The organism is Pantoea sp. X-Soil-ISGK-285 (assembly GCF_059730815.1).
This window is the reverse complement of sequence record NZ_AP035938.1, coordinates 1,763,771-1,784,380: the sequence shown is the minus strand read 5'-3', so window position 1 is coordinate 1,784,380 and position 20,610 is coordinate 1,763,771. Positions and strand designations below refer to the sequence as shown.

The following is a 20,610-nucleotide window of genomic DNA, read 5'->3' as shown; positions in this document are numbered from 1 at the left end:
TCCTTATGAAACTGTGGTTGCCCGGCATCATCACCCTGCTGATTGCCTTTCACGCCCAGGCTGAAAATTATCGGGTTGTCTACTCCCCCAGCCTGGCGCTGGAGGTCTATATCGATAATGTGGTGAGTAAAGCGCCTGACGACTGGTGCAAAGAGACGCTGCCACTGCGCATCGTCTCCGGCAAAAGTAAGGATTCGGCGGTGCTGACCACCTTTTTACCGCGCGTCGGCACCCTGCTCGCTAATCAGTGCGGATTACTGGACGAGCTGCCCTGGCAGATGACCAGTAAAGAGGGTGGCGTACTGGCCAGCGGCAGCGCCAGTAAGCTGCAGAACTGGCGTCCTATCGTGATGGCAGATGCCACCGCCAGCGCAAGTGAGAGTAATGCTGCACCGCTTGACCTGTCTCGGCCCGCCAACAGTACGCCGCTGCAACATTTTGATCTCCCCAGCGGCTGCCATTTTCGCACCGCCTGGGATGAAAATGCCCAGACCCTGTTTATCCCGGATGTCAGCAAGCAGCAGTGCTCACCGGATGGCTGGGCAGAAGGCAAAAGTGAGCTGATGCTGGCGACCCCTGACCACCCAACGCCGGTGGCAGTCACCTTTTATCAGGGCTATCCCATCGCCAATCTGACGATCCCGGACAGCAAGCTGGAGGTTATCGCCGCGAACAATCAGCGCATGATTGTGACACGCCCGGATGCGAATGATAGCTGGCTGGTGCTGCCCTTTGATGCCAAACAACATGTCTGGCGCTTCAATGGTGCCCTGTTGATAAAGATGGATAAGAATGCTGCGCAGCAGGATGCTGACGCTGTGAAATCGCGAGTTGATACGTTGCGCAGCCACTGGGCGCCCTATTTCATGCCACAGCAAAAAGTGAATGTGTTACTCATCGACACCCTGCACGCGGATCTGGTTGATCCTGCCATTGGTGCCTGGCGTAACATCAATTAATTACCGCGCAGCCTGGCGAGCAGGCCGTGTACAGAGAGTTCACTATGTCGGCAAATGATAATCCGAAAACCGTTCCGAATGCCCTGCCTGACGGATACCGTTTCAATGAGTTTGAGATCAAGGAAGTGATCGGAGGCGGCGGCTTCGGCATCGTCTATCGCGCGTGGGATCACCAGCTTGAACGCACTATTGCAATCAAAGAGTACATGCCGGTGTCGCTGGCAGTCCGTGCCGCCGATTTAACGCTGGAGCTGCGCGGTGAGCGTTTCCAGAAGCTGTTTAATGCCGGGCTCACCAGCTTTATTCAGGAAGCGCGTCTGCTGGCTCGCTTTAATCATCCGGGACTGCTGCACGTGCTGCGCTTCTGGGAGCAGAACGGCACAGCCTATATGGGCACGCTCTACTACAGCGGTATGACGCTGAAAGAGTGGCAGGTCACCAGCCCGGCGTCGATCACTGAAGCCTGGATCCGCCGCCTGCTGCCGCCGCTGTTGGGTGCCATCAGCACCATCCATCAGGCCGGCTATCTGCATCGCGATATCTCGCTCGACAATATTCAGATTCAGGAGAACCAGCTGCCGGTTCTGCTCGATTTTGGCTCGGCGCGTAAAGAGATTGGCAACCTCTCTGACGAAACGGAAATCATGCTTAAACCTGGCTTTGCGCCGATTGAGCAGTACAGCGAAGAGGGTGAAGTTGAACAGGGGCCGTGGACCGATATCTACGCCCTGGGCGCGGTGCTGCATAACCTGATTACCGGTAATCCGCCGCCGGTCAGCGTGGTGCGCTGCATTGAAGATAATTATCAGCCGCTGGTGGAACGCCAGCCCGAAGGCTACTCACTGCCGCTGCTGCATGCCATTGACTGCGCGCTGGCAATGAAGCCAGGCGATCGCCCACAAACGATTGATGCCTTTGCCGCGTTGATTGATCTGCCGGTCAGTGATGTGGAAGCGGTGGTAAACAGCTTCCCGGTGCCGGGCGAGCCGCCTGCTCTGCCGGTCGAGGAGCCGGTTGAGGCTGCTGCGCCGGTGATAATGGCGATGAATCATGCCGCCGCGTCCGCCGAGCCGGTGACACCGCGCACGGTGCGTAAACTGTCGCCTGGATTGCTGGGCCTGGCTGCCGTGGCCATTCTGGCCGTGGTTGTCGCCACCTGGCTGGCGAATCGCCACAGTGCCACACCAGAGGTGGTTAACAACAGCTCAGCCATGACGCAGGCGCCCGCATCGATTCCGTCAGCCGCTGCCGTTCCGGCCGCGCTGGCGACCGTCTATCTTAAGCTGGAGAGCGGTGAAAGCGTGGTGCTTAACGGACAGCCGGTCGAGGTAAAACCGGGCAGCAGTGGATTTGCCGCGCTGAATCTGGCGGCGGGACAGTACAAAATTGATGTTAAGAATGGCAGTGAGACGCATACACAATCCCTGACCATCGATAAGCCCGGCACCTGGCTGATTAATCCGGGTAATTAAGCCCGGTAAACTGCAGCCGGATCGTAAAAGGGCGCGACCCTGTCGCGCCCTTTTATTCTGGTTAAGCCCCGGTTCAGGCCTGCTTCAGGCAGGCTTGCTGCAGTGTCCGCACCTGATGGGCCAGCCGGCTCAGACTTTCCTCCTCCATGCCGCGCCGGGTCAGCTCCTCTTCCAGAGCAAACAGATATTGCGCATTCGAGCCGAGCGGGCCACTGGCCGCGGCGATTAATGGCGCAATCGCCTCCGGGCAGGAGTCCGATTCATACAGCGGATGACGCGGATCCATAATAAAGGTCAGCGCAGTGACGCTGCGACCATCCTCCAGCTGTAATTCACACCAGGTTGGAAGATAGCAGCCGGTGATCATCTCACGCTTCCACAGCAGCGCCAGCTCTTCATGCAGCCGCTCTTCCGGCAGACGAAACGCCAGACCCGTGGTTCTGCCGCCCTGCTTCAGCGCCAGCATGCGGCCGGGATGCGTGGCGGTGCCACGTCCGGCAATCAGCCGCAGGCAGAAAGCACGGTGCCAGCCCTCCAGCGAACCGGACGCCACTTCATCCGCCTCAAAAATCGGGTTCCACATCAGAGAGCCGTAACCAAAGATCCATACCGGGCTGTGATCGGGACGACAGGCCAGCGTGGCTGCCAGCGAGGCCGCGCGCTGCTCGCAACTCCAGAGCAACGCCTCTTCGATATCCCCGAACGACGTTTTACAATCCGCTTTTAATAGAAATTCCCGGGTAAGCAATGCGACCTCCTCAACATCAACGGCGTCCTGCAGAATGGCTCCTGTAACATGATCTCCAAAACGGCGCTGCGTTTCGTTCATCAAATTGACATTAATCTATTTCCGCGCGGGGTTACAAGCGTGATTCCGGTCGCAGGTTAAAAAAAACCAGATAAACCTTATAGCGAAGATGAAAAAAAGGGCCAGATAATCCTGGCCCTTTGGCGTGAACAGGCTAGCGACGGCGTTAACGTTTAGGATGCCACTTATCGTCATCACCTTTCTCATACTCTTTTTTCACGGCTGCCCAGGCGACTTTGTGCGCCACCTCTTCCCGCGAATCATCGCCGCGTCGATCCTTAGCCTCTTTATATTCTTCCCACGCGCTGTTAAATGCCTGCTGATAGATATCCTGCGCATGCGCGGGAAGCACGTGTTTTACGTTGTCAGGTAAGTCGGTTCGTTTAGAGTAAGGCATAACGGCTCCTCAGTTTATGGATTCCTGTTAAGCCTGGCGCAACAGAACGAAAATACAAACAGCCACTTATCTCCCCTTCAAATTAAAAACCAGAAACAGGCCACACAAGTTACAATGATAAGCAGATTTTCCGGCTTTTGACGGTCAGATAGGTGGGTAAAGAGAAATTGTTGTGGCCTGATTAATATTGCAATATTTGAGATAACTTCAGGTTAATACCGTTTCGACCATTTATTGCATTTAAGTAAAAAGCAGTAAATTTTTCCCGTTCGGACCGGTGAAAAGATAAACTGCGCCCTGCCCTAAAACTGATTATATTTCTAACAGCAGCACTCGCTGTGTCCGGATAATCATTAACCAGAGAGGATGGTGAATGCCTTCACATGAAAAAACACGTCACAAGGAATTCTCGCTGATACTTCCCCTTATCACGCTGGGTATACTCTATTTTTTTGGTGCAACCACATCATTTCCGATTGTAGTCGGTATCAACTTAGTGGCGCTGGTTGCCATTCTGAGCAGCGCCTTTAGCGTTGTACGGCATGCCGACGTGCTGGCGCACCGGCTGGGCGAGCCCTATGGCTCTCTGATCCTGAGTCTGTCCGTGGTGATTCTGGAAGTGAGCCTGATCTCGGCGCTGATGGCGACCGGCGATGCCGCACCCGGGCTGATGCGCGATACGCTCTATTCGATCGTGATGATTGTAACCGGTGGACTGGTTGGCTTTGCGCTGCTGCTGGGCGGTAATAAGTTTGCGACGCAATACGTGAATCTGGCGGGCGTGAAGCAATATCTGATCGCTATCTTTCCACTGGCGATTCTGGTGCTGGTGTTTCCCAACGCACTGCCGGGCGGTAATTTCTCTGTCACTCAGGCACTGCTGATCGCGGCGATTTCAGCGGCGATGTATGGCGTGTTCCTGCTGATTCAGACCAAAACCCACCAGAGCCTGTTTGTCTATGAGCATGAAGATGAGAGCGATGATGGCGACCCGCATCATGGCAAACCGTCTGCCCACAGCAGCTTCTGGCATACCAGCTGGCTGATCGTGCATCTGATTGCGGTCATTGCCGTGACCAAGATGAATGCTAATACGCTGGAAAGCCTGCTGACGGATCTGAATGCACCGGCACAGTTTACCGGTTTCCTGGTGGCCTTGCTGATCCTCTCACCGGAAGGCCTGGGGGCGATCAGGGCCGTGCTGATGAATCAGGTGCAGCGCGCCATGAACCTCTTCTTTGGTTCAGTGCTGGCGACCATCTCACTCACGGTACCGGCGGTAACCATTATCGCCACCCTGACCGGACAGGAGCTGATATTTGGTCTGGAGCCGCCGCAGATGGTGATTATGATGGCGTCGCTGATTCTCTGTCAGCTCTCCTTCTCGACCGGACGCACAAATGTACTAAATGGAGCCGCGCATCTGGCGTTGTTTATCGGTTATCTGATGACCATCATGCTGTAACGTCACCGGATTTCAGGCGAAAAAAAAGAGCGAATCATCGCTCTTTTTTTGTCGTTGAAAACCCAGGTCAGAATACATCTGGCAGCAACAGATGAACTCGACGTGAAGGGAACAGGGGCAGAGGAGAAAAGCGTCCCGCGCCAGGGACGGCGCGGGCCGAGCGGCCATGGATGGCTTTAGCGTCTTTTCGATCTGCCCCTGTTCTCTGAACTGGCTCAATTTCACAGCGAATCCAGCAGCACTTTCCCACAATCTTATTAAGCGACTCAGTGCTCTTTTTTACTGCAAACTTATTTGCTGGTATCGAGTTCCGGGAAGCTTTTCACCAGATCGTCAATCGCTTTCATCTGCACCAGGAATGGCTCCAGCTTATCCAGCGGTAACGCGGACGGGCCGTCACACAGGGCGTGTTCAGGATCCGGGTGCGCTTCGATAAACAGACCGGCAATGCCGACCGCCATACCGGCACGCGCCAGCTCAGCCACCTGAGCACGACGACCGCCTGATGCTGCGCCAAACGGATCGCGCGTCTGCAGCGCATGGGTGACATCGAAAATCACCGGGCTGTTTTTGGTGACTTTCTTCATCACGTTAAAGCCGAGCATGTCGACAACCAGATTGTCGTAGCCGAAATTGCTGCCGCGATCGCACAGGATGACCTGCTCGTTGCCACCTTCAGCGAACTTATCAACGATGTTGCCCATCTGACCCGGGCTGACGAACTGGGGCTTCTTGACGTTAATGACCGCGCCGGTTTTCGCCATCGCTTCCACCAGGTCAGTCTGACGCGCCAGGAACGCGGGCAGCTGGATCACATCAACCACTTCAGAGACCGGCTGCGCCTGGGACGCTTCATGCACATCAGTGATAATTTTGACGCCGAAAGCCTGCTTCAGCTCCTGGAAAATCTTCATCCCCTCTTCCAGGCCAGGGCCACGATAGGAGTGAATAGAGGAGCGGTTCGCTTTATCAAATGACGCTTTGAATACGTAAGGAATACCAAGCTTACTGGTGACGGTAACGTAGTGTTCGCAGATGCGCATCGCCAGGTCGCGCGACTCCAGAACGTTCATCCCGCCAAACAGTACAAATGGCAGATCGTTTGCAACTTTGATATCGCCAATACTCACGACTTTCTGTGTCATGCCCTTTCCTTTTCAGTGGGTCCGCTTAGTGCAGCGTGACCTGTTTTTGTTCGATTGCGTGAATCTGAACTTTGATCATTTCGCTGACCGGGTCTTCAGGACACTGCTCAACGAAGTACGTTAAATCATTCAGGGCGATATGTTCGCACTCCAGCTGCGCGTAGATCAAACCGCGATCGCGAATTTCGTAGGGATCGTCAGGATCGATACGCAACAGCACCTGACTGACGTTCAGCGCCAGCTCCATCTTCTTCTCTTCCATCAACGCCGCTTTCAGCGTGTCGAGCATCTTGCGCATCACGGTGACGGTTTTGGCTTCGTCGAGATCGTCGTCATACAGACGCGCTGTCGGGCTGATATTGCCTTTGAGCCACACTTCCAGCGTGTGCCGGTCAAGGGTTTCGCCATTAAACGGGTTGATCATCCACTTATCGCCATCAATCCAGTCGGCGCGCAGAATCAGCTGCGTCGGGAAGATCACCGGCATCAACGGCAGTTCCAGCTCGGCGGCGATGTGCAGCAGGATAACGCCCAGTGACACCGCCGTGCCCCGACGGGTCTTCAGCACATTGTCGATCCAGAGGGCATCAGAAAGATTGTAGACGCCACTGGCACCGCAAAATCCCCACTGGCGATAGAACAGTTCCAGCAGCTTTTCGAGCTGCATGTCAGCATCTTCGGTATGGCTGACATAGTCACGTGCTTCGGCGACTAACGCCGCAAGTTGTGCTTCCACCGACAACGCCGGGAAATCGGCGCGGATGGCAAGCGTGGCACCAATCACCGCTTCACACAGCGGTGTCTGGCTGAAATCTAATTGTTCGGTCGAGGTCATGCTATCCCCATAACGGCATTTTGGTCAGCGCCAGCTTAATGATGGCCACCAGGGCGATTAACGCTACCAGAAAAGCGATCCAGCGGGTGCGATCAGTGCGTGGACGGCGACTCAATGCCACAAATCCTAAGGCGATGTAGATGATAACCGCTAAAAGCTTCTCCGTCAGCCAGCTTCCTTGCGGTGTAAAGGGATAGAAGTGGGTAATCATCACCAGCGAGACGCCGGTCACCAGTAACAGGGTGTCGTTAGCGTGCGGCAGGATGCGCACCCAGCGTTTCGTCATCATTGCCGATCCACGGCGCAGCCAGTAAAACCGCAGCAGGAACAGCGTCACGGTAAGCACCACCGTTAAGATGTGCAGATTTTTAATCAGGGGATAAAAGGCGAACATCATGAATCCTTTTCAAAGCGCTTTTATGAAGGGAGCTGACCTAAGGTCACACGCGGATTGCCACCGTAATCATCGACGGTTTCCACGGCGTGATAGCCTTTTTGCCGCATCAGCGTGGCCACCGCCTCGCCCTGCTGCCAGCCATGTTCCAGCAGCAGCCAGCCACCCGGCAGCAGCCACGTGGGTGCCTGCTCGATCAGCGTACGCAGATCCGCCAGTCCCGCTTCATCCGCCACCAGCGCGCTGCGCGGTTCAAAGCGCACATCGCCCTGCTCCAGATGAACATCGCTGGCATCTATATAGGGTGGGTTGCTGACAATGAGGGTAAAGCGCTGTGGCGTCAGCGCCTGGAACCAGTGACTGAGCAGAAAGGTGGTGTTGGTGAGGCTGAGCTGCTGCGCATTACTGTTCGCCAGCTCAACGGCGGCTTCAATGCGATCCACGCCGGTGACCTGACAATCGGGACGCTCGCTGGCCAGCGCCAGCGCAATCGCTCCGGTGCCGGTGCCCATGTCCAGAATGGTTGCCGGTGTCGCGGGCAGATGCGCCAGCGCCTGTTCAACCAGCAGTTCGGTATCCGGGCGCGGGATCAGCGTGGCGTCATTGACGCGCAATGGCAGCGACCAGAACTCGCGTTCGCCCACCAGATGCGCCACCGGCTCACCGCGGGCGCGACGCGCCAGCAGGCTATCCAGCTGCGTCAGCTGCTCATCGCTGAGCACCGTTTCATCAAAGGCGATTAACCAGCTGCGTGATTTGCTGGTCACAAAACCTAACAGGATCTCTGCGTCACGCTTCGGACTGTCACCACCGCACAGCGTGGCGATCGCCTGTTTCAGCCAGTGACGAATATCCATTAATCCTGACCAGCCAGCGCCGCCAGCTGATCGGCCTGGTACTCCTGAACAATCGGCTCAATCAGGCTGTCGAGTTTCCCTTCCATCACTTCATCCAGACGGTAGATGGTCAGGTTGATCCGGTGATCGGTCACGCGGCCCTGCGGGAAGTTGTAGGTGCGGTTACGGTCAGAACGATCGCCGCTGCCCAGCAGGTTGCGTCGGGTACTGGCTTCGGCGGCGTGACGGCGGGCCATCTCTGCAGCATGAATACGCGAGCCCAGCACCGCCAGCGCTTTGGCTTTGTTTTTATGCTGTGAACGTTCGTCCTGACACTCCACCACGATACCGGTTGGCAGGTGGGTAATACGAATAGCGGAGTCGGTGGTGTTAACGTGCTGACCGCCTGCGCCGGATGAGCGGAAAGTATCGATCTTCAGATCGCCCGCATTGATTTCCGGCAGTTCCGCTTCCGGGATTTCCGGCATCACGGCAACGGTACAGGCTGAGGTGTGAATGCGGCCCTGGGATTCGGTCTCCGGCACGCGCTGCACGCGATGGCCGCCTGACTCAAACTTCAGGCGTCCATAGGCACCTTCGCCGGTGACGCGGGCAATCACTTCTTTGTAACCGCCATGCTCGCCTTCATTGGCGCTGATGATCTCCACGCGCCAGCGACGCGCTTCGGCATAGCGGCTGTACATGCGAAACAGATCGCCGGCGAAAATCGCCGCTTCATCGCCGCCGGTTCCGGCGCGCACTTCGATAAAACAGGCGCGCTCATCGTCGGGATCTTTCGGCAGCAACAGAACCTGCAACTGCTGCTCCAGCACGTCACTCTTCTCACGCGCTTCCTGTAACTCTTCCTGCGCCATGTCACGCATTTCAGGATCGTCGAGCATCTGCTGCGCGGTTTCGATATCTTCCTGCACCTGCTGCCAGTCGCGGAAGCAACGGGTCACATCGGTCAGCTGAGCATATTCGCGTGACAGCGCACGGAAACGCTCCTGATCGGCGATCACGCCTGCATCGCCCAGCATCGCTTCCACTTCTTCGTGGCGCTCCTGCAGGGCTTCCAGTTTGGCAACTATAGAGGTTTTCATTTAAATGTGGGATTCCCGTAACAGGTGGCGACAGCAGTGTGCCTAATCGAGACCCAGGCTGTCGCGTAAAATCTGCAGGCGTTCATTATCGCCGTCGCGGGCGGCCTGCTGAAGTGATTTAGTTGGAGCGTGTATTAAACGGTTGGTCAGCTTGTGCGCCAGTTCCTGCATGACTTTCTGCGGATCGGCACCCTGCTGCAGCGCCTGCAGCGCACGGCCTTCCAGCTCAGCGCGGATCTCTTCCGCCTGAGAACGATATTCACGAATCGTATTCACCGCGCCCTGTGAGCGCAGCCACGCCATGAATTCGCTGCTTTCCTGAACCACGATGCTTTCGGCCTGAACCGCGGCCGCTTTGCGCTGCGCCAGGTTCTGCTCGATGATCGCCTGCAGGTCATCCACGCTGTAGAGATAGGCGTTAGGCAGGTCGCCCACTTCCGGCTCTACGTCGCGCGGAACCGCAATATCGACCAGCAGCATTGGCTTGTTACGTCGCGCTTTCAGCGCGCGCTCCATCATCCCCTTACCGATAATCGGTAGCGGACTGGAGGTTGACGAGATAATAATGTCGGCTTCTGCCAGACGGGCGTCGATCTCCGCCAGGGTGATCACCTCTGCACCCACTTCCGACGCCAGCGTTTCGGCGCGTTCGCGGGTACGGTTGGCGATGATCAGATTTTTGACCTGATGTTCACGCAGATGACGCGCCACCAGCTCAATGGTCTCACCTGCGCCAACCAGTAAGACATTGACGGAGGAGAGCGATTCGAAGATCTGACGGGCCAGCGTACAGGCGGCAAACGCCACCGACACCGCGTTGGCACCGATATCGGTTTCCGTACGTACGCGTTTGGCAACCGAGAAGGTTTTCTGGAACATGCGTTCCAGTTCACTGCTCAGCGCCTGACCGCGTGAGGAGTCGGCAAAGGCTTTTTTGACCTGACCGAGGATTTGCGGTTCGCCCAGCACCAGTGAGTCGAGTCCGCTGGCGACGCGCATCAGGTGGCTGACCGCCTCGTTATCCTGATGCCAGTAGAGGCTGTTTCGCACATCCTCTTCATCCAGCTGATGATAATTGCATAACCAGCTCACCAGACGCGCCTGTAAATCGGCCTGCTGCTCTACACTCAGGTAGAGTTCAGTCCGGTTACAGGTGGACAACACCACGCCGCTCTGCACCATTGGCTGTGATAACAGGCTGTTTAACGCCTGCTCAAGCGTCTCCGGCCCGAACGAGACGCGTTCGCGCAGAGCAATGGGGGCTGTCTTGTGATTGATTCCGAGAGCGAGCAGCGTCATAGCGGTTTTGGTTGGGATGTCCCAATAATGTCAGGGTTTTGTGAGGCGCATTCTACAAGATGCGGCAGATCAAGAAAAGCCATACAAAGCCTATGACTGTAATAAGATTAACCCGATCGTGCTCAATTTGCTGCATAACAGCATTGACGGTTAAAACCGGGACGGTTAGCGTTATCCGTTACGAATAATAAATGTGTCCGAGGAGATGACCACTTGATGCTTAATTCACCACGCAATCTGTTGCGCCTTTTGCCCCTTGCCAGCGTGCTGCTGGCAGCCTGTAGCGTCAACAAACCGCAAGGCCCGGGCCCCAGCGTTACCGCGCCACAGTGGCAACAGCATCAGCAGGCGGTCTCAAAGGTCACGCACTATCAGACCCGCGGCGCCTTTGCCTATCTTTCTGACAAGCAGAAAGTCTATGCCCGCTTCAACTGGCAGCAGACCGCGCCCGATCGCTATCGCCTGCTGCTGACCAATCCGCTGGGCAGCACCGAACTGCAGCTGGATGCGCAGGGCTCGGTGGTACAGATCGTCGATAACAAAGGCAAGCGTTACGTCAGCAACGATGCGCAGAAAATGATTTCGCAGCTGACCGGCATGAACATTCCGCTGGCGAATCTGCGCCAGTGGATGATGGGTCTGCCAGGCGATGCCACCGACTATCAGCTCAATGAGAGCTATCAGCTGAGCAGCCTGAACTACAGCCGCGACGGTCAGAACTGGCAGGTCTCTATTGCGGGCTACGACAGCAAAGTCACCCCGCCGCTGCCTTCGAGCCTGGAGCTGAAAGAGGGTGACCAGCGGATTAAACTGCGTATGGACGGCTGGACCGTTCAATGATCACCCACTGGCCTGCCCCGGCAAAACTGAATCTTTTTCTCTACATCACCGGCCGTCGTCCCGACGGCTATCACAACCTGCAGACGCTGTTTCAGTTTCTTGATTACGGTGACCAGCTGCAGATTACTGTCGATCAAAGCGGCTCGATTACTCTGTTAACGCCCGTGGCAGGCGTTGCGGATGCGGATAACCTGATTGTCCGCGCCGCAAACATGCTGAAACAGGCGGCGCAGGATAACAATCGCCTGTCCGCTCACGCGGGCGCGCAGATTGCCGTTGAGAAAAACCTGCCCATGGGTGGCGGTCTCGGTGGCGGCTCCTCTGATGCGGCAACCGTACTGGTGGCGCTGAATCATCTGTGGCAAACCGGCTTCACGCCGGATGAGCTGGCAGCGATGGGCGTGAAGCTGGGCGCGGATGTGCCGGTGTTTGTCCAAGGCTTCGCGGCCTTCGCCCAGGGGGTGGGTGAACAACTTCATCCCGCAGAGCCGGAAGAAAAGTGGTATCTTGTCGCCCATCCCGGCGTGAATATCAGCACCCCAGTAGTATTCAACGACCCCGAACTGACGCGAGATACTCCATCGCGCAGTTTATCGACGCTTTTAGCATCACCCTTCACCAATGATTGTGAAGCAGTGGTAAGAAAACGTTTTCGTGAGGTTGATGAGCTTGTTTCCTGGCTGCTAGAATACGCGCCGTCACGCCTGACTGGCACGGGCGCTTGTGTGTTTGCTGAATTCGACACCGAGTCTGCTGCCCGCCAGGTGCTGGAGCTTGCCCCGAATGGGGTACGCGCATTTGTAGCCCGGGGCGTAAATGTTTCGCCGCTACAGCGTACCCTGCGAGGCGATTAGCGAATGCGTGACAGTGTCACCACGTTCCGGACACTGCACGTTTCGCATCAACACACCCGTGTGAACGCACATGACCGTACGCGCCGGTTACAGTCATGCCGTTCATTCTCTGGACGCAAAGCCTGAGGTTCTTCTCGTGCCTGATATGAAGCTATTTGCTGGTAACGCCACCCCGGAACTAGCACAACGTATTGCCAACCGCCTTTACACCAGCCTGGGAGACGCCGCTGTAGGACGTTTCAGTGATGGTGAAGTGAGCGTACAGATCAACGAAAATGTACGCGGTGGTGATATTTTCATCATCCAGTCCACCTGTGCCCCCACCAACGATAATCTGATGGAACTGGTTGTGATGGTCGACGCGCTGCGTCGTGCTTCTGCTGGTCGTATTACCGCAGTCATCCCCTACTTTGGTTATGCCCGTCAGGATCGCCGCGTGCGTTCCGCGCGTGTGCCTATCACCGCTAAAGTAGTGGCAGACTTCCTTTCCAGCGTCGGTGTTGACCGTGTTCTGACGGTTGACCTGCACGCCGAGCAGATCCAGGGCTTCTTCGACGTCCCGGTTGATAACGTATTTGGCAGTCCGATCCTGCTGGAAGATATGATGCAGATCGGTCTGGAAAACCCGATTGTTGTTTCTCCCGATATTGGTGGCGTAGTACGTGCCCGTGCTATCGCTAAACTGCTGAACGACACCGATATGGCCATCATCGATAAACGCCGCCCTCGCGCGAACGTTTCTCAGGTGATGCACATCATTGGTGACGTTGCTGGCCGCGACTGCGTGCTGGTCGACGACATGATCGACACCGGCGGCACGCTGTGCAAAGCGGCTGAAGCGCTGAAAGAGCGTGGTGCTAAACGCGTATTTGCTTACGCGACCCACCCGATCTTCTCCGGCAATGCGGTTGAAAACCTGCGTAAATCTGTGCTCGACCAGGTAATCGTCTGCGATACCATCCCACTCTCTCAGGAGATTAAGTCACTGCCGAATGTGCGCACGCTGACCTTATCTGGCATGCTGGCCGAAGCCATTCGCCGCATCAGTAACGAAGAGTCAATCTCGGCAATGTTCGAGCATTAATCTTTGCGGAACCGGGCCCTGTGCCCGGTTTTTTTATGCCTGCCGGGCGCCCGATTAACGCGCTTCTTTTTCTGATATTTTCGCGATAAATTTCCCCAAAATCGCCTGTTTTCAACGCCACCCACTCTTTTGATAAAACGCCGCGTTCCCCGCTTCTGCCCTGTGCCGTTAAGTGGTAATTTGCAGCGCACTTCTCATAAGAACCCTGACCGCCATGAGCCTCGATATCTATACGTTATTTGTCTGCGAGCTTTATGTGCTGGGTTTTCTGAGCATCATCATGTTTTTTGCCTGGATCGGATCGCAGTATGATCGCGTTCTCGGCTTCACCTGCCTGTCGCTGGTTTTCACCCTGATTGCCGTATTCTTAAGTAGCCTGCGCAGCAGTGGCCTGCATTTCCTGCCCGTTGCAGTGGGTAACGTTTTAGTGATGCTGGCTTACGGCGGATTGTTAAATGCGTTCCGGCGCTTCTGCGGTAAGCCCATCGGCACTCACTGGCTGCTGGGCGCCCTGCTCTGGGCACTCCTCTGCTGTTTCCCGGCATTCTATTACAGCTTACCCAAACGGGTGCTGGTGCTCTGCATCGCCTGCATCGTCTATACCGCGGCACTGATCCAGCTGGTCTGGCTGGCGCGTGCCACGCTAAAGGTGACCTTCTGGCCTGCACAGCTGCTGCTGTGGATCCATTTGCTGTTTCACCTGGCTCGCCTGTTTCTGGACAGCGCGATTCCCAGCACGCTGCCTGGCGCCATTGGCGGATCAAACTTCTCGATTTACGTCATCCTGGAATCGATTCTGTTTGTCATCGGTCTGACATTTACTATCCTGGCCATGGTGAATGAACGGATGCAGTCAGTCTTAGAGCATGCCTCGATGCACGATCCTCTGACCAGCGTCTGGAATCGTCGGGCTTTATTTAATGAAGCAGAGAAGATTGTGGCGCGATGCCGCCGTCAGAACCGACCTTTTAGCGCGATACTGTTCGATCTGGATCATTTTAAGAGCATTAATGATCGGTATGGCCATCAACAGGGCGACCAGATATTGATTCACTTTTGCGACATTGTCAGAGGGCTGATACCGGCTGAGGGGCGTTTTGCACGACTGGGCGGAGAGGAGTTTGCGGCGATAATTCCGGCGGCGGCAACAGAGGCAGAGGCCTGGTGCGAGACGATTCGGCGGGAGGTCTGTGCGTCACAACCCAATTCAATTGCCTATTCGGTAAGCATTGGGTTTGCCACGGTCACACATCAGCAGCAGGGTTTTGACGATTTACTCGCACTGGCGGATAAAGCGCTCTATCACGCCAAGGCCAGCGGCCGGAACCGCATCGCGCAGCATCCGGTCACTGCTGGCATCAGTTAATGGTGAGAATTGTGTGACCGGCGACAACGTTTGTCATAGTGACGATGCCAGTAATAACGATCTTCAACCTTTTCACGACCACTCAGACCCGCCCCGACCAGCCACATCATTGCACCAACAAAGATGCCGAGGATTGCGCCCTGCGCCAGCGCATCTGGCAGATCAAGCGAGGGAAGCTGGTTCATAATTGAGAAACCCACGCCCAGCACCATTGTGACTAATCCCAGTACCATCAAGCTGTTACCCGCTACGCGGCAGTGTTGATGTTTCATGCTGCACCTCCATCCATATGAGTCAATAACCGCACACAATGTTAAGTGCCATAAGCTTAGGCAATGGGTGAAGATAACGTTGCGGACTGGATCACACATCAGCCATAAATAATTAACTGGCCCTGATTGCAGCCTGTTGATTTCGATAGAAAATGATTAATCACCGTCATGAACCATTTCGATGCTTGTACTTTGTCATCTCGCCCGTGGCGAAGTAAACTAACGCCCTTTCGCGATAACAGCAGGATAATCATTGTGAGCAGCATTAAACTGATTGTGGGCCTTGCCAATCCAGGCGCTGAATATGCCGCCACGCGCCACAATGCGGGTGCCTGGTATCTGGATTTACTGGCTGAGCGCCACAATCAGTCACTGAAAGAGGAAGGCAAATTCTATGGCTATACCGCGCGCCTGGCGATAGCCGGAGAGGATGTGCGCCTGCTGGTGCCGACCACCTTTATGAACCTGAGCGGGAAAGCCGTGGCGGCGATGGCGACCTTTTATCGCATCGCGCCAGAAGAGATCCTGGTGGCGCATGATGAACTCGATCTGCCACCCGGCGTGGCGAAGTTCAAGCAGGGCGGCGGGCATGGCGGCCATAACGGGCTGAAAGATATCATCAGCAAACTGGGCAACAACAACAATTTCCATCGGCTGCGCATCGGTATCGGGCATCCCGGCGATCGCAACAAGGTGACCGGATTTGTGCTGGGCAAGCCGCCCGCCAGTGAGCAGAAGCTGATTGATGATGCCATTGATGAGGCGGCGCGCTGCACCGAACTGTGGCTGAAAGAGGATCGTATCAAGGCGATGAACCGGCTGCACGCCTTCAAGCCTGCTTAAACGCCCGAATCGTCGTGATTCCGTGTATAATGCGCGAAATTTTTCAATTCGTCTCCGACAGTCCGCCTTCTGGCGCACTGTCCATCCAGTTATAAAGGGTATCAAACCATGGGATTCAAATGCGGTATCGTGGGCCTGCCGAACGTCGGTAAATCCACTCTGTTTAACGCGCTGACTAAAGCGGGCATCGAAGCGGCTAACTTCCCCTTCTGCACCATTGAGCCAAACACGGGCGTGGTGCCGATGCCTGACCTGCGTCTCGACCAGCTTTCTGAGATTGTTAAGCCGCAGCGCGTGGTGCCGACTACCATGGAATTCGTCGATATCGCCGGTCTGGTAAAAGGCGCGTCAAAAGGTGAAGGTCTGGGCAACCAGTTCCTGACCAACATCCGTGAAACCGAAGCGATCGGCCACGTGGTGCGCTGCTTTGAAAACGACAACATCATCCACGTGGCGGGCAAAGTTAACCCGGCTGAAGATATTGATGTGATCAACACCGAGCTGGCGCTGTCCGATCTTGAAACCTGTGAACGTGCGATTCAGCGCGTGCAGAAGAAAGCCAAAGGCGGCGACAAAGATGCTAAGGCTGAGCTGGCTGCGCTGGAGAAGTGTCTGCCGCATCTTTCTGAAGCGGGCATGCTGCGTTCACTGAATCTGGATGAGGACGACAAAGCGGCAATCCGCTATCTGAGCTTCCTGACTCTGAAACCTACCATGTACATAGCTAACGTCAATGAAGATGGTTTCGAGAACAACCCGTACCTGGATCAGGTGCGCGCTATCGCCGAAGCGGAAGGTTCAGTCGTGGTGCCAGTGTGCGCCGCCGTTGAGTCGGACATTGCTGAGCTGGAAGATGAAGACCGTGACGAGTTCATGGCAGAGCTGGGACTGGAAGAGCCAGGCCTGAACCGCGTTATCCGCGCCGGTTACTCCCTGCTGAACCTGCAGACCTACTTCACCGCTGGCGTAAAAGAAGTACGTGCCTGGACCATCCCGGTTGGCGCGACAGCTCCGCAGGCAGCCGGTAAAATCCACACTGACTTCGAGAAAGGCTTTATCCGCGCCCAGACCATCGCGTTTGAAGATTTCATCGCTTATAAAGGCGAGCAAGGTGCTAAAGAAGCCGGCAAGATGCGTTCAGAAGGTAAAGAGTACATCGTGAAAGATGGCGATGTGATGAACTTCCTGTTCAACGTCTGATTAAAAATTGTTGTCTCATGGGGTTTTACTGAATCTCATGACCATCACAGAAAACAATTAAATCCACGCATTTGCGTGGATTTTTCATTTCAACGCCGTCTCAATAGTCTCTGTCAGCACATTTCAACAATGCCGCAATCATTACCTTAAAAAGGTTTATTGCTCGAGCTCCGCTCTTTCTGGTGCAAAAGTCAGCGAACGAATCTGATGCTGCCTGAGCACCCCCTTTCCCCTGCTCTTCACCTGAAAGCGGCGCTTATTCAGCCACCCATAAACTGCGTTTCGCACTGCCGGGCGATCTCCCACAGTCTGTTACGGATGACCTGCTTAAGTTGCAGAGTGGACTGCGACTGTGGCTGGTCACGGCGGCTAATCAGCATCACTTCAAACGGCAAGGGTTGCGCAATGGGTAGCAGCTTTAGCTGTTCGGCATAGCGACAGGCGGTGAAGAGATCCACGACGCCCGTACCGCCGCCTGCCAGCACCATATCCGCAATGACCGAATAGGTTTTAATCGACAACGACACGGCGGGATTCAATTTTTTATCGCGCAACGCTCGGTGAAGTACGCGTCCAAGCGGATCCTGAGCCTGCATCATCAGTAAATTATTGTTGCATAACCACGCAAGCGTAACGGGTTCATTACGGGGATGATTGAGCGGTAACAACGCGACCATCGAAGACTGAAACAGTGGTTCAGCCAGAAGATCCGCATCGACCTGCTGACCAAAAACCAGCGCGAAATCGAGCTGATTATCCAGAATCATCTGGCATAAGGTATTAAAGTGCTCGGTGACCAGTTCGACACTGACCGAGGCCATCTGTTGCCGCCAGGTGACCAATGCGGGCGCCAAAACCATCTGACCAAAAGCGTGAGCCGCGCCGACGCGAACTAATTGCCCTTCGCCCCGCCGCAGCTGTTCGGTAAGCTGGGTGATAGATTGCAGGCGCTGGCAGAGATCGTCTATTTCAGGCAGCAGACGTCGTCCTTCTGCCGTCACACTCATTCCCTGTATACGTCGCTCAAACAGCGCAAATCCCAATTGCTGTTCAGCATGATTCAGAACACGGCTGATATTCGGCTGCGAGACATTGAGCAAGCGCGCCGCAGCGCTGATGCTGCCGGTCTGTACGATGGCCTGAAAGACCTCTATATGGCGGAGCCGCATGACTATTTACCCTGGATGAATACCGAAAACGAAGGCCTCTCCGACAGGCTGTACGATCAGGTGCAGGTGCAGGCGGAGGGTGAGAGAGCAATCATTATCCTGTTGCAAAAACTGTACCGCAAAACCGGTGCAGGCTCAGTTGCCTGTCTCGCTCCTATCCGCACCCGGTAGTCCTGACTGAAGCCTCTGCAGGGAGCGGGTCTCGCGCTGCCGTGGTGCAGTTAAAGGAGCGCTGGTCAGCAGCGTGGGTTGAGCGGATTTAAGCCAGCAACGATTCTGACTCGCCAGAGGGAGGATGCGCATGCACAGCCCGCACTACAGGCGTGTGCCTGGCAGCGTGGTTTCAGGAGAACAGTAAAGGCGGGCTTAACGGGCTGACGTTGCATGCAGCCCGGGATAATTTCGCTATGACTGTGTGCTCGCCAGATAGGAGAATGCACTGAGTAAGCTGATTAACGTCTCCATATTCTCCGCCTGATACGCCACGGTAACGGCATCCAGGCGCGTGACGCCGGGGATCAGGCTGAACAGATCGGCCAGCACCGGTTTAGTGGCCTGAAGGCGCATAGCGTAAGGTGCCGTCAGGCGGCTCGTGCTCACCTGAGGGGGATGTTGCAGTGCGGCGCTTGCTGCGGCAGCGATCGCACGCTGTGCCGCTTGTGGGCTGATTGATTCCGCGCAGGTATGAGAAATGGCGCGTTTTACACAGATGTAATTAACTGCTGAGTAGTGTTCCGCAATCCAGCTCTGTAACTGATCGTCGCCGGTGACCAGCAGCAATGGCGTGCCGTGCTCAGCAGCGGCGGCCGCATAAATATCGGTTTCTCCCATCACCAGACCATTGATATGGATACGCCAGAATGCCCGGCCGTTGATGGTATGCGCCAGTACGCCGGGTTCACCTGCTGCGCTGTGAAATCCCACCAGAAACAGCCCGTCGAACGTCTGCTGCTCTATCCCTTCCACCATCGACAGGACACGGGGTTTTCCCTGCACCAGCCGGGCGCGGGGATCGATATTTTCCGCACGCAAATTGGTCATCTGCGCATGGCTGTCTGCCACCACCACTTCCGTTGCCCCACCTGCAAAAGCCCCCTCAATCGCAGCATTCACTTCCTGCTCCATCAGACCACGGGCCAGCTGATGTTCCGGGTGGCCGGGTGTACATTGCTCCGGGCGCATGACACCCGCGATGCCTTCAATGTCGGCCGAGATAAAAATTTTCATGTCGTTAATCTATCCAGAATCTGCATCAGTGAGGGGCGATGATGACCGCGAAAGCCGGTAACAGCCTCAGCGCTCAGCAAAGCATCCAGTACAGCCTGTTCAGTTGCATCTGCCGCTGCAGCAAGCAGCGGCTCCAGCGTGTCGTCCTGTGGCGGTTGCGGCAGAGGTTGCGTTGAAAACGCCACTGCAATGTCGCCTGAGCCGTGGCCCCAGTAACTGCCCAGCCGTCCCAGGCCGGCACCGGCTCGCTTCGCGATGCGCTTTAACTGACGTGCGTCCAGCGGTGCATCCGTCGCCATGATGATGATGACAGAACCGGCATCCAGCTGCGGCGTCTCCCCGGCCAGCAGCGGCGCAATCATCTCGCCAGCCCGAACGCCATCGAGCGTTAATGCCTCCAGTGCGCCGAAATTGGCCAGCACCAGCACGCCAAGCGTGGCGTTGAGCGAGGAAATAACCCGCGAGGCGGTTCCGATGCCCCCTTTCAGGCTGAAACAGCTCATCCCGCGCCCCGCGCCGACGCTGCCGCGCGCGAAGTCCGCTGAGGCCGTCTGCAATGCCTCCTGCGCCATCGCTTCAGTGATGGCCAGCGCCTGGATATCATTCAGCCAGCCATCGTTGCACTCCAGCACCAGCGGATTGACCGTGGGCAGTGTTCGTCCCAGTTCCGGGTTACGACGGATGGCATCCCGCACCAGCGTGGTAAACAGCGTGCCGACCGCCAGCGTGTTACCGAGCAGAATCGGCGTCTGAAGCACGCCAAGCTCCTCTATCTGAACCAGTCCGATGGGTTTCGCAAAGCCGTTCAGGACCTCCACCCCACACGGCAGCGGCGTGAGAAACAGATTGCCGCCCGACGGTACGATAGCGGTTACGCCAGTCTGCTTTTCGCCTTCATTCAGCGTGCAATGTCCGACACGCACGCCCGAAACATCGCTGATTCGATTAGTGGGTCCGCAGGCGCTTCGCGGCTGCCCGAGCTGACGCAGATCACGCCAGCGGTTCAGCAGCAGTTCACGCTGCAATTGTTGGAAATCCATAG

The 20,610-nt window shown here is 56.0% G+C and carries 21 protein-coding genes; 9 read left to right on the top strand and 12 right to left on the bottom strand.

The window, feature by feature from the left end:
- The first annotated feature begins 5 nt into the window (after nt 1–5).
- Together AC6I8B_RS08530 and AC6I8B_RS08525 are read left to right on the top strand one after the other, a co-directional pair.
- The gene (locus tag AC6I8B_RS08530; RefSeq protein WP_010245838.1) at nt 6–959 is read left to right on the top strand and encodes a hypothetical protein; all 954 of its coding nucleotides are present in this window, start codon (nt 6–8) and stop codon (nt 957–959) included.
- Nucleotides 960–1,003: 44 nt separating this feature from the next.
- Entirely contained in the window at nt 1,004–2,431 is a 1,428-nt protein-coding gene (locus AC6I8B_RS08525; protein WP_157351954.1) for a serine/threonine protein kinase, read from the top strand.
- A 73-nt stretch (nt 2,432–2,504) separates the two neighbouring features.
- Here AC6I8B_RS08525 and AC6I8B_RS08520 read toward each other — a convergent pair whose 3' ends face one another.
- Both AC6I8B_RS08520 and chaB read right to left on the bottom strand, forming a co-directional pair.
- Entirely contained in the window at nt 2,505–3,179 is a 675-nt protein-coding gene (locus AC6I8B_RS08520) for a gamma-glutamylcyclotransferase (RefSeq protein ID WP_164480396.1), read from the bottom strand.
- 226 nt (nt 3,180–3,405) lie between these two features.
- A complete protein-coding gene (gene chaB, locus AC6I8B_RS08515; protein WP_010245846.1) occupies nt 3,406–3,636 on the bottom strand; it encodes a putative cation transport regulator ChaB in 231 nt (76 codons plus the stop codon).
- A 373-nt stretch (nt 3,637–4,009) separates the two neighbouring features.
- Between chaB and chaA the strand changes: the two genes are divergently transcribed.
- Nucleotides 4,010–5,101, top strand: a complete 1,092-nt coding sequence (chaA, locus tag AC6I8B_RS08510) for a sodium-potassium/proton antiporter ChaA (protein ID WP_010669990.1) — start codon at nt 4,010–4,012, stop codon at nt 5,099–5,101.
- Between the two features lie 290 nt (nt 5,102–5,391).
- On the opposite strand, the gene kdsA is transcribed toward chaA, so the two are convergent.
- The 6 genes from kdsA to hemA are packed head-to-tail and all read right to left on the bottom strand — an operon-like array spanning nt 5,392 to nt 10,713.
- Nucleotides 5,392–6,246 carry a 3-deoxy-8-phosphooctulonate synthase gene (gene kdsA / locus AC6I8B_RS08505; RefSeq protein ID WP_010669989.1) on the bottom strand — a complete coding sequence of 285 codons (855 nt, stop codon included), beginning with the start codon at nt 6,244–6,246 and terminating at the stop codon, nt 5,392–5,394.
- Nucleotides 6,247–6,271: 25 nt separating this feature from the next.
- A complete protein-coding gene (sirB1, locus tag AC6I8B_RS08500) occupies nt 6,272–7,081 on the bottom strand; it encodes an invasion regulator SirB1 (RefSeq protein WP_010669988.1) in 810 nt (269 codons plus the stop codon).
- A 1-nt stretch (nt 7,082) separates the two neighbouring features.
- Entirely contained in the window at nt 7,083–7,475 is a 393-nt protein-coding gene (locus AC6I8B_RS08495; protein WP_022625782.1) for a SirB2 family protein, read from the bottom strand.
- A gap of 23 nt (nt 7,476–7,498) precedes the next feature.
- A complete protein-coding gene (gene prmC / locus AC6I8B_RS08490; protein ID WP_061704036.1) occupies nt 7,499–8,332 on the bottom strand; it encodes a peptide chain release factor N(5)-glutamine methyltransferase in 834 nt (277 codons plus the stop codon).
- Nucleotides 8,332–9,414, bottom strand: coding sequence for a peptide chain release factor 1 (gene prfA, locus AC6I8B_RS08485; RefSeq protein WP_010245863.1), 1,083 nt, complete (start codon nt 9,412–9,414; stop codon nt 8,332–8,334). The genes prmC and prfA overlap by 1 nt, the downstream gene beginning before the upstream one ends.
- Before the next feature lie 42 nt (nt 9,415–9,456).
- Entirely contained in the window at nt 9,457–10,713 is a 1,257-nt protein-coding gene (gene hemA / locus AC6I8B_RS08480; protein ID WP_010669985.1) for a glutamyl-tRNA reductase, read from the bottom strand.
- 216 nt (nt 10,714–10,929) lie between these two features.
- On the opposite strand from hemA, the gene lolB reads away from it, so the two are divergent.
- The 4 genes from lolB to AC6I8B_RS08460 all read left to right on the top strand — a co-directional run bounded on the left by lolB (nt 10,930) and on the right by AC6I8B_RS08460 (nt 14,857).
- Entirely contained in the window at nt 10,930–11,553 is a 624-nt protein-coding gene (gene lolB, locus AC6I8B_RS08475) for a lipoprotein insertase outer membrane protein LolB (RefSeq protein ID WP_010669984.1), read from the top strand.
- Nucleotides 11,550–12,407 (top strand): 4-(cytidine 5'-diphospho)-2-C-methyl-D-erythritol kinase, encoded by an 858-nt coding sequence (ispE, locus tag AC6I8B_RS08470; RefSeq protein ID WP_010669983.1) that lies wholly within the window; start codon nt 11,550–11,552, stop codon nt 12,405–12,407. The genes lolB and ispE overlap by 4 nt, the downstream gene beginning before the upstream one ends.
- Before the next feature lie 136 nt (nt 12,408–12,543).
- Nucleotides 12,544–13,491, top strand: coding sequence for a ribose-phosphate diphosphokinase (gene prs / locus AC6I8B_RS08465; protein WP_010245874.1), 948 nt, complete (start codon nt 12,544–12,546; stop codon nt 13,489–13,491).
- A 214-nt stretch (nt 13,492–13,705) separates the two neighbouring features.
- Entirely contained in the window at nt 13,706–14,857 is a 1,152-nt protein-coding gene (locus tag AC6I8B_RS08460) for a GGDEF domain-containing protein (RefSeq protein ID WP_157351952.1), read from the top strand.
- Here the strand turns inward: AC6I8B_RS08460 and ychH are convergent.
- Complete coding sequence (ychH, locus tag AC6I8B_RS08455; protein ID WP_010245880.1) at nt 14,854–15,129, bottom strand: stress-induced protein YchH; 276 nt, start codon at nt 15,127–15,129, stop codon at nt 14,854–14,856. The two genes, AC6I8B_RS08460 and ychH, sit on opposite strands and share 4 nt — an antisense overlap.
- Before the next feature lie 255 nt (nt 15,130–15,384).
- Here ychH and pth point away from each other — a divergent pair, with 255 nt between their 5' ends.
- Nucleotides 15,385–15,972: an aminoacyl-tRNA hydrolase gene (pth, locus tag AC6I8B_RS08450; protein WP_010245882.1), complete on the top strand. Its 588-nt coding sequence runs from the start codon at nt 15,385–15,387 to the stop codon at nt 15,970–15,972.
- A gap of 108 nt (nt 15,973–16,080) precedes the next feature.
- Nucleotides 16,081–17,172: a redox-regulated ATPase YchF gene (gene ychF, locus AC6I8B_RS08445; protein WP_010245885.1), complete on the top strand. Its 1,092-nt coding sequence runs from the start codon at nt 16,081–16,083 to the stop codon at nt 17,170–17,172.
- Between the two features lie 260 nt (nt 17,173–17,432).
- Here the strand turns inward: ychF and AC6I8B_RS08440 are convergent, their stop codons facing one another.
- The 3 genes from AC6I8B_RS08440 to AC6I8B_RS08430 all read right to left on the bottom strand — a co-directional run bounded on the left by AC6I8B_RS08440 (nt 17,433) and on the right by AC6I8B_RS08430 (nt 20,608).
- Entirely contained in the window at nt 17,433–18,341 is a 909-nt protein-coding gene (locus tag AC6I8B_RS08440) for a LysR family transcriptional regulator (protein ID WP_157351948.1), read from the bottom strand.
- Between the two features lie 405 nt (nt 18,342–18,746).
- On the bottom strand, nt 18,747–19,568 hold the full coding sequence (locus tag AC6I8B_RS08435; RefSeq protein WP_010245956.1) for a M55 family metallopeptidase: 822 nt from the start codon (nt 19,566–19,568) through the stop codon (nt 18,747–18,749).
- Nucleotides 19,565–20,608 carry a DmpA family aminopeptidase gene (locus tag AC6I8B_RS08430; RefSeq protein WP_157351946.1) on the bottom strand — a complete coding sequence of 348 codons (1,044 nt, stop codon included), beginning with the start codon at nt 20,606–20,608 and terminating at the stop codon, nt 19,565–19,567. The genes AC6I8B_RS08435 and AC6I8B_RS08430 overlap by 4 nt, the downstream gene beginning before the upstream one ends.
- Nucleotides 20,609–20,610: the final 2 nt, after the last annotated feature.